Origin of the sequence: Sphingomonas sp. (assembly GCF_023266535.1) — a bacterium.
Lineage (GTDB): Bacteria > Pseudomonadota > Alphaproteobacteria > Sphingomonadales > Sphingomonadaceae > Sphingomicrobium.
The window spans coordinates 1-8,846 of sequence record NZ_JAHFPY010000096.1 but is presented as its reverse complement, the minus strand read 5'-3'; the positions used below and the strand labels follow the sequence as shown (position 1 = coordinate 8,846).

General features: G+C 65.3%; 11 protein-coding genes. 7 read left to right on the top strand and 4 right to left on the bottom strand.

What is annotated here, in order from left to right:
• Window positions 1-112: 112 nt before the first annotated feature.
• The 4 genes from lspA to Q0C64_RS12525 all read left to right on the top strand — a co-directional run bounded on the left by lspA (window position 113) and on the right by Q0C64_RS12525 (window position 2,044).
• Window positions 113-628: a signal peptidase II gene (gene lspA / locus Q0C64_RS12540; RefSeq protein WP_294124178.1), complete on the top strand. Its 516-nt coding sequence runs from the start codon at window positions 113-115 to the stop codon at window positions 626-628.
• A complete protein-coding gene (locus Q0C64_RS12535) occupies window positions 621-1,028 on the top strand; it encodes a DUF3035 domain-containing protein (protein WP_294124177.1) in 408 nt (135 codons plus the stop codon). The genes lspA and Q0C64_RS12535 overlap by 8 nt, the downstream gene beginning before the upstream one ends.
• Window positions 1,029-1,049: 21 nt before the next feature.
• Entirely contained in the window at window positions 1,050-1,601 is a 552-nt protein-coding gene (locus tag Q0C64_RS12530; protein ID WP_294124176.1) for a winged helix-turn-helix domain-containing protein, read from the top strand.
• Window positions 1,602-1,663: 62 nt separating this feature from the next.
• Window positions 1,664-2,044, top strand: coding sequence for a hypothetical protein (locus Q0C64_RS12525; RefSeq protein ID WP_294124175.1), 381 nt, complete (start codon window positions 1,664-1,666; stop codon window positions 2,042-2,044).
• Here Q0C64_RS12525 and sseA read toward each other — a convergent pair.
• Window positions 2,041-2,874, bottom strand: a complete 834-nt coding sequence (sseA, locus tag Q0C64_RS12520) for a 3-mercaptopyruvate sulfurtransferase (protein WP_294124174.1) — start codon at window positions 2,872-2,874, stop codon at window positions 2,041-2,043. The two genes, Q0C64_RS12525 and sseA, sit on opposite strands and share 4 nt — an antisense overlap.
• 48 nt (window positions 2,875-2,922) lie before the next feature.
• On the opposite strand from sseA, the gene ung reads away from it, so the two are divergent.
• Genes ung through Q0C64_RS12505 form a run of 3 tightly spaced genes read left to right on the top strand, consistent with a single transcriptional unit; the run spans window position 2,923 to window position 5,094 of the window.
• Window positions 2,923-3,627: a uracil-DNA glycosylase gene (gene ung, locus Q0C64_RS12515; RefSeq protein WP_294124173.1), complete on the top strand. Its 705-nt coding sequence runs from the start codon at window positions 2,923-2,925 to the stop codon at window positions 3,625-3,627.
• Between the two features lie 10 nt (window positions 3,628-3,637).
• Window positions 3,638-4,090, top strand: a complete 453-nt coding sequence (gene queF, locus Q0C64_RS12510) for a preQ(1) synthase (protein WP_294124172.1) — start codon at window positions 3,638-3,640, stop codon at window positions 4,088-4,090.
• Window positions 4,045-5,094 (top strand): 2-dehydropantoate 2-reductase, encoded by a 1,050-nt coding sequence (locus Q0C64_RS12505; RefSeq protein WP_294124171.1) that lies wholly within the window; start codon window positions 4,045-4,047, stop codon window positions 5,092-5,094. Before queF ends, Q0C64_RS12505 begins: the two co-directional genes overlap by 46 nt.
• On the opposite strand, the gene Q0C64_RS12500 is transcribed toward Q0C64_RS12505, so the two are convergent.
• From Q0C64_RS12500 to Q0C64_RS12490, 3 genes are read right to left on the bottom strand one after another with little or no spacing between them, the layout of a single operon-like run.
• On the bottom strand, window positions 5,091-7,130 hold the full coding sequence (locus tag Q0C64_RS12500; RefSeq protein ID WP_294124170.1) for an oligopeptide transporter, OPT family: 2,040 nt from the start codon (window positions 7,128-7,130) through the stop codon (window positions 5,091-5,093). The genes Q0C64_RS12505 and Q0C64_RS12500 overlap by 4 nt on opposite strands.
• Window positions 7,131-7,133: 3 nt before the next feature.
• Complete coding sequence (locus Q0C64_RS12495; protein WP_294124169.1) at window positions 7,134-7,493, bottom strand: hypothetical protein; 360 nt, start codon at window positions 7,491-7,493, stop codon at window positions 7,134-7,136.
• Complete coding sequence (locus Q0C64_RS12490) at window positions 7,490-8,698, bottom strand: M20 family metallopeptidase (RefSeq protein WP_294124168.1); 1,209 nt, start codon at window positions 8,696-8,698, stop codon at window positions 7,490-7,492. Before Q0C64_RS12490 ends, Q0C64_RS12495 begins: the two co-directional genes overlap by 4 nt.
• Between the last annotated feature and the right edge of the window lie 148 nt (window positions 8,699-8,846).

The following is an 8,846-nucleotide window of genomic DNA, read 5'->3' as shown; positions in this document are numbered from 1 at the left end:
TTCAGATCCTCCCCGAGCTTGTCTCGGGGAGGTGGCACGGCGAAGCCGTGACGGAGGGGCCCCTCCACCGCCTTCGGCGGTCCCCCTCCCCCAGCAAGCTGGGGGAGGATCTATGACCTCCCGCACGTCCGCCTACCTATTCGCGCTCCTCATCTTCGCCGCCGACCAAATCTCGAAATGGTTCGTCAACGGGCCGCTCGGCCTGGTGCTGGAAGGCCAGCAGCTCAAGCTGATCCCGATTTTCGACCTCACCCGGGTCCATAATTACGGGATCAGCCTCGGCCTCGCCCAGGCGACCAACGACACCCATCGCTGGATCCTCGTCACCCTCACCACCGCCATCGCGGTCGGCGTCGCATGGTGGATTCGCAAGGAAGAGGCGCGCGGCGACCAGCTCGCGCTGGCGATGATTTTGGGCGGCGCGCTGGGGAACATCGTCGATCGAGTGCAGTTCGGCTATGTGGTCGACTTCCTCGACTTGCATTTTGGTGGCTGGCGGCCCTTTTATGTCTTTAATGTCGGCGACGCGGCGATTAGCATCGGCGTCGTAATCTTGCTGCTCCGCGCCTTCCTGCTCCGCGACAAGGACAAGCAGGCGGCGACTGAAGGAACGAATGAACATGCGTAAAGCCCTGATCCTCATCGCCCCGGCGATCCTGCTGGCCGGATGCGGCGTGTTTGGCGGGAAGACCAAATCGCTCGACGAGTTCGCCGTCGCCCGCAACGCGCCGTTGGTGATCCCGCCCGATTATTCGCTGGCCCCGCCGGCTCCCGGTACGGTCAGCCTGACCGCGCAGGACGCCCAGACCCAGGCGGTCGAGGCCCTGTTCGGCGGCCCGGCCCCGCGCAGTTCGACCGAAATGTCGGTGCTGGATCGCGCCGGCCGCGATCGCGCCGCGCTCGGCATCCGGTCGACCGCCGGAGATCCCAAGACCACCGTCGTCGACAAGGGCCAGGCAACGCAGACCATTCTCGCCGCGCCCGAAGCCAACAGCCAGGATGCGTCGGCCCAGACGCCCGGCCAGTAAGCCGCGACCGAAAGGGGGACTATGAGTTCGGACAATCTATCGGCCCGGCTGGTCGAAATCGAAGCGATGCTGGATCGCTCGCGCCGGCGGTTCGAGGAAGGTACCCGCCTGGTCGACGAAGCGCACCAGTCGCTGGCCGAGATCCAGCAGTTGCTGATCGGCTCGCCGGTCACCTTGTCGGCCGAGGACAATGAGGAGGCGGCGTCGCGCCTGCTCGCCAGCCTCAAGGCCAGCGGTACCGAGCTTCCTGAAACTTTGTGCGGCGGCCGGCTGGCGGTCGATCCGATCCAGCGGCTGATCCGCATCGACGGCCATCCGATCGGCATCACCGAGATGGAATATCGCGTGCTCGAGCTGCTCGCCTTCGCGCGCAACAATGTCGTCACCCGGCAGATGCTCTTGAAGCACCTCTATCGCCGCGCCGACGACCAGCCGCAGCCGAAGATCATCGACGTGTTCATTTCGAAGCTTCGGAAGAAGCTGCGCTCGGCCTCGGGCGGAGCGGAGTTCATCGAGACGATCCCGCAGCGCGGCTGGATCCTGCGCGACATCGAAACGGCGAGCGCGGCTTAACCCTTTCCGTTCAAACGGTCTGATTCACCGAAGATTTACCGTCCCATGGCAAATGGGCGGACATGATTCACTTCATCCCCGATTCGCCCGAGACGGCGCAGGAGATGCCGGCTGCTGAGGCTCTCGGTCCCTATGCCGAGGCCGTGGCGCGGCTCGCTTCGATCCGCCAGGCGCTGGCCTGCATCGAGCAATATAGCGGGGACGAAGCCTCCGACAGCATGGCTGAAGCCAAGCTGGCCGCAGGCTGGCCCAATGCCTCCGCCGCCAAGCAGCGGGTCTATGACGCGCGTTCGGCCAAGGTTGCTGCCGCCGCAGCCGCGGGCCTCGAAATCTTCGCCAGCAGCCAGGAAGCGGGCAATGAACCGCACCCGGCGGCAATCGACCGGCTGAAGCGCGAGCTGGCGACCGGCATCGGTTCGATCGACCAGCTTTTCTCGCTCTAGGCCGGACCTTTCTCCTTCGGCGTATCGGGGTCGGCGCCCCACTCGCTCCAGCTGCCGTCGTAAAGCTTGCTGCGCCGCCCGCCGAGCCGGTGCGCGGCAAAGATGATCGAGTTTGCCGTCACCCCCGACCCACAGCTGGCGATGAACGGCTCTTGCGGGTCGATCCTGAGAGCCTCGAACGCTTGGCGCAGCTCCTCGTCTGATTTCAGCGTACCGTCCTCGCGATAGAGCGACGCGAACGGCAAATTCTTCGCGCCCGGAATATGCCCGACCGCGACATTGGGCCGGGGATCGGGCTCGCTTCCCTCGAACCGCGCCTTCGCCCGTGCATCGAGGATCGGCAGGCCGATGCCGGCAAGAATCTGCTGCTTGGCGACGACCTCATCGCCGCGCTCGCGGACTTCGAACTTCGCATGGCGTGGCCTCGCCTCGCCGCTTTCGACCGGCCGCCCTTCGGCGCACCATTTCTGCAGGCCCCCGTCGAGGATTGCGACCCGCTCCGCGCCGAAGTGGCGGAACATGAACCAGCCTCGCGCCGCGGTCCTCAGATAGCTATTGTCATAGACGATGATGCGGTCGTTGCTGCCAACGCCAAGCTCGCTCATCGCCGCGCCGAAATCGGCGGACGACGGCAGCATGTGCGGCGACGCGGCCGTCCGGTCGGACACCAGGTTGATGTCGAGGAATCGCGCGCCGGGGATGTGCGCCTCGGCGAACTCCGCCGCCGGATGGCGGCCGTCGGTCGGCAGGAAGGCGCTGCTGTCGACGATGGCGATGTCCGGCTGGCCGAGATTGTTCGCCAGCCATTGGGTGCTCACCAGCGTGTCCATGTCCGTCCTTTCGCAACCGCCATGTTGTAATTGGCGCGGCGGCCCGCAATGACAAGGGCGATGACCGTCAAGCTCGATCCCAGCTGGCTGGAAATGCTGCAAACCGAATTCGACCAGCCCTATATGGCGGAGTTGAAGCGCTTCCTGCTGGCCGAGAAGGAGGCGGGGAAGCGCATCTTCCCGGCCGGGTCCAACTGGTTCCGGGCGCTCGACCTGACGCCGCTCGACCGGGTCAAGGTCGTGATCCTTGGGCAAGATCCTTACCATGGCCCGGACCAGGCCCACGGCCTCTGCTTCTCGGTCCCGGACGGCGTCCGTCCGCCGCCCAGCCTCATCAACATCTACAAGGAACTCGCAAGCGACCTCGGCATCCGCCCGCCCGCGCACGGTTTTCTCGAACATTGGGCACGGCAGGGCGTGCTCCTGCTGAACAGTGTGCTCACGGTCGAGATGGGGCAGGCGGCCTCGCACCGCGACCGCGGCTGGGAGCGCTTCACCGATGCCGTCATTGCCCAAGTCAACGCCAAGCAGCAGCCGGTCGTGTTCATGCTGTGGGGCAGCTATGCGCAGAAGAAGGCGAGCTTTGTTGACCCATTACGCCACCTGGTCCTGAAAGCGCCGCACCCTTCCCCGCTTTCGGCGCACAGCGGCTTCATCGGCTGCCGGCACTTCTCCAAGGCCAATAGCTTCCTGGAGAGCCGCGGGCTCACCCCGATCGACTGGGCGTTGCCCGAACCTGCGGTGAGCGCCTAAGAGGCGCGCCATGTCGACGCCTCCAAAACATCTCGGCCAGGCCAGCGCCCTTCCCGCCTCGCCGGAAGCGGCCGAGCTCGATTATGTGCCCAACCCGCGGGCCGGATCGCTCTACCTCGTGCGTTTCGCCGCGCCGGAGTTCACCTCGCTCTGCCCGGTCACCGGCCAGCCCGATTTCGCCCATCTGGTGATCGATTACGCCCCCGCCGAATCCATCGTCGAATCGAAGAGCCTCAAGCTGTTCCTCGGTTCCTTCCGCAACCATTGCGGCTTCCATGAGGACGTCACCGTCGGCATCGGCCAGCGCCTGTTCCAGGAAATGAAGCCTCAATGGCTGAGGATCGGCGGCTATTGGTATCCGCGCGGCGGCATCCCGATCGACGTTTTCTGGCAGTCGGGCCCGCCGCCCGAAGGCCTGTGGCTGCCCGACCAGGGCGTAGCCTCATATCGGGGCCGCGGCTGACCAGGGTCGTCATCCTCGGCGCGGGCTCGATCGGCTGCTTCGTCGGCGGCTGCTGGCAGGTTGCCGGGCTCAACGTCAGTTTCATCGGCCGTCCCGGCTTCCAGCGTGACATCGCCGATCACGGCCTCACCCTGAGTGATTACAGCGGCTGGCAGGCCAACCTGTCTGCTGACCAGGTCGACTATCAAACCGAGCAGGCCTCGCTTGCCGACGCCGACATCATTGCCTTGTGCGTCAAGAGCGGCGCCACCGCCGAAGCTGCGCGCGAAATCGCCGCCCATGGCAAGCCCGGTGCGACCGTGATCAGCCTGCAGAACGGCATTAGCAACGTCGAAGTGCTGGAGCACGAGCTGGCGAGCCGCTTCGCCATCGTTCGCGGGATGGTGCCCTACAATGTCGCCTACCTCGGTGACGGGCGCTTCCACAAAGGCGTTGCCGGGGTGCTCTACGCCGAGGATCGGCCCGAAACGCGCCTGCTGTCGGAAGCGATCGGCCAATCCCCGGCCGGCCTCAATCTTTCGGACGACATGCTTGGCATCGCCTGGGGCAAGCTCATCATCAACCTCAACAATGCGGTCAACGCGCTTTCCGGCCGGACGCTGGTCGAGGAGCTGCACGAGCGCGATTACCGCCGCGTCGTCGCCGCCTGCCAGCGCGAGGGGTTGCACCTGCTCGCCAGGGCCGGGATCGCGCCCGCCAAGGTCGGGGCGGTCGGCCCAAATCTGCTGCCTGCCGTGATCGGCTCGCCCGACTGGCTGTTCCGCAACATCTTCATGAAGTCGTGGAAGATCGACGCTAGGGCGCGTTCATCAATGGCCGACGATCTGGCGGCCGGCCGCAAGACCGAGGTCGACTATATCAACGGCGAACTGGTCGCGCTGGCCGACCGGCTGGGCGAGCCGGCGCCAGTCAACCGCAAGATCGTCGAACTAATCCGCAAGGCCGAAGGCGGCGCGCCGCCATGGCAGCCCGCCGACCTGCGCCGCGAAGTGATTGGGCGCTAGCGCGTCGTCGCTTCACTCGGCGGGAACGCCGTATCGCCTGGAGCCGGGGCGTCCGATGCCTTGCCCTTGGTCCAGAAATAGAGCGCGCCGATCGCCGCGGAGAACACGACGACGCTGACGAGCATCACCGCCGAATAGGGCTCGACCAGCGCGAACACGCCGGCGCTGTCGGCCGATCCGGCTTTCTCCGCGCCGGCCACAGCGAAGGCGTAGACCACGCCCATCAGGCTCTCGCCGACGATCAGGCCGGTCGCCATCAGCACGCCCATCCGCTCGGCGAAGGCCGGGCTCTTCGAGCTCATCGCCCAGCGATTGTAGAACCAGCCGAGGACAGCACCGAACGGGATCAGCAGATCGGCTTCCAGCGGCAGGTAAATGCCCATGCCGATCGCCAGCGGCGGCAGGTGCAGCCGCTTGCCGGACGAACGCTTGAGCAGCTCGTCGACCACCACCGCGACCACGCCTATGATCGCACCCTGACGGATCAGGCTCCAGTCGAGATCGCCGCCGAGTACGCCCTGGGCGATGGTCGAGATGATCGCCGCCTGCGGCGCCGCCAGCGCGGTTTCTTTGGCGCCTGGCGCACCCTGGAAGGTGAAGGCGGTATTCATGAGGTCGAGGATCGGCGGAATGACGATCGCGCCGAACACCACGCCGAGCACCAGCGCGACCTGCTGCCGCCACGGCGTCGCTTCGACCAGCTGACCGGTCTTCAAATCCTGGAGGTTGTTGTTGGAGATGGTGGCCACACCGAAAATGATCGCTGTGACAAACAGCGCAAAGGCGACCAGCGACTTGGTCTGGTCCCCGCTGACTCCTGGGAACAGCGCGACGAGGATCAGTGCAATGCCGAGCACAGACAGGATGCCGACGCCCGAGATCGGGCTGTTCGAGGCGCCGATCAGCCCGGCCATGTAACCGCACACCGCGGCAATCACGACGCCCGCGATCAGCGTGTAGATGATGCTGAGCGTGATGGTGAGACCCGGCTCGGCCGAGATCGGCGCAGTATTGCCGAACGCGAACAGCAGCAGGCCGATCGGGATCATCGACAGCAGGATCGTTCCGGTGACGATGCCGATCGGGATGTCGCGCTCGGTCAACGGCAGGTCGGCGCCGCGGCCGGCCTTGCGCTCGCGATTGGCCATCAGCGCGGCACGAATACCGGCAATGATCGGCCCGATGATCTTGAGCAGCGTCCAGATCGCCGCCACGCCGATCGTCCCGGCGCCGACCATGCGCGCCTTTTGCTTGAACGCCGCGCTGACCAGGGTCTCGAGATCGCCGCCGATCTTGGCCGCGAAGGCAGCATCCTGGGTCCAGTGTGGGACGATGTAAGCCCAGGTAATCAGCATACCGATGATCATCGCCGCGCCAACCGCGACGCCGACCAGGTGGCCGACGCCAATCAGGGCCATCGACAGGCTGGCAGAAATGCCCGAGCCGCCAGTGCCGACCTTGAACACTTTCCCGGCCGTATCGGTCAGCAACCGCGTCTTGGCGAAGAGGAAATAGAAAGCCGAAACCAGGGTCGACCCGCCGATCAGCACCAAGCCGCGCCTATTCTCCTCGGCTCCACCGACGCCGCTGCCGACCTTCAGCACCTCGGCCGCGGCCACGCCCTCGGGATAGGGAAGGTCGGTTCCGGTCACCAGCGCGCGGCGCAGGGGCACCGAATACATCACGCCCAAGATGCCGCCGATGCCGATGACGGCGACCGACAGCCAATAGGGGAAGTGGTTCCAGTATCCGATCATGATTAGGCCGGGCAGCACGAAGATGATTGCCGACAGCGTCCCCGCCGCCGAGGCGATGGTCTGGACGATGTTGTTTTCCTGGATGGTCGCGTCGCGGAAGGCCTTGAGCACCGCCATAGAGATCACCGCGGCCGGGATCGAGGTCGCGAAGGTAATGCCGATCTTTAGGCCCAGATAGACGTTGGCGGCCGTGAAGACGACGGTGATCAACGCGCCGAGGATGATGCCCCGGATCGTAAGCTCTTTGATGTTGCTTCCCGGTGCTGCCACGGTTGCCATCCCCTACTCCTCCAGATGCTTGTTCTTGTTGGCAGGCGCGGGAAGCTCCTCGCGCTCAAACCGGATCACCGTGTCGTAACGATTGAGCAACAGCCGGTCACCCTCGATTTTCAGCGGCTGCCGGTTGAAGTTGGACGTCTTGTAGGCGCCCTGCATTTGCGTCGCAGTCAAATAGACGTTGGTCCCGTCCGACGACCAATTGCCTTCCGCCGCTTCCGACACCGCGCCATAGTCGAGCTGGTACTGGAACTTGCCGTCCGCTTCGAGCTCGAGTGCGGCGCCAATTTCCATCTGGTGGGAAACATAGAAGCCGGTGACAGGCGGTACATCTGCCGCGGCAAGCAACAAGGCAGCAAAAATCATTCCCAACCTCTTTCCAGGAAACGCGTGGCGAAGGCGCAATGCATGGCGACACCGCGCGGCAGTACCGCTTCGTCGACCATCATGCTTGGATTGTGCAGCGGCGCCCGCCCGGCAGCATCGCCGTCCGGCGGCGCGACTCCCAGGAACGCCATCGCTCCGGGCACTTTCTGCAGCACGTATGAGAAATCCTCGGCGCCCATGCTCGGCGCCGGCATGTCGATGTAGGCGCTATCGCCGAATTGCTCGACCGCCAGCTTGCGGATCAGTGCGACCGCGCGCGGATCATTGATCGTTGGCGGATAGCCTTCCTCGATCCAGGCGCCGGCGGTTGCGCCATGGGCCTCGGCGACCTTGGTGATAATGCGCTCGAACGCCTCGCCCATGGCCTTCCTTGCCTTGTCGGACAGGGTGCGAATCGTACCGAGCAGCTCGACATCGTCCGGGATGACATTGTGCGTTGTCCCGGCGGAAATCTTGGTCACCGACAGAATCGCCGGGTCGGTAAAGGTCGTGCGCCTCGCAACATAGGATTGCAACGCGCTTACCGCTTCACAGGCAATCGGCACCGGGTCGATCGCATCGTGCGGCATGGCGGCATGGCCGCCCTTGCCGCTGATCATCGCGCCGACCTTGTCGGCCGAAGCGAGCATGGCGCCGGCGCGGCAGCCGATCGCGCCGCCCGGAACATTGGGAAAGATGTGCAAGGCGAATGCGGCATCGGGCGTCGGATCGTCGAGCAGCCCCTCGTCGATCATGTAGCGCGCGCCGTGCATGCCCTCTTCGCCGGGCTGGAACATGAACAGGACGGTACCGGCAATGTCGTCGCGGCGATCGCACAGGATCCGCGCGGCGCTTGCCAGCATCGCCGAATGGGTGTCGTGGCCGCAGGCGTGCATGTGGCCATGCGTGCGCGAGGCGAAGTCGAGACCGGTCTCTTCGACAATCGGCAGCGCATCCATGTCGCCGCGCAACAGCACCGTCCGGCCCGGCTTGGCGCCTTCGAGCCGCGCGATGAAGCCGCTGGTCGCCTCGCTGTCGCGGAATGTCAGCGGCAAGCCGGCCAGCGCCTGCTTCAATTTCTCGGCAGTTCGAGGACATTCAAGCCCAAGCTCGGGCTCGGCGTGGATCGCGCGCCGGAGGGCAATGAGTTCGGCGTGGCCGGCCTCGGCGGCCGCGGTCCAGTCGTTCAGCTCGGCGATGGTCATCGCACGAGCCTAGCGGTGCATTACATGGACCTCAATTGGACAATAGGTCGCGATAGCGCTCGTCGCTGGTCAGGCGATAGTCATCGACGTCGCGCTGGGCGTTGGAAAGCGCGGTCGGGCGCTTGGTGCCCATCGCCGTATCGAATTT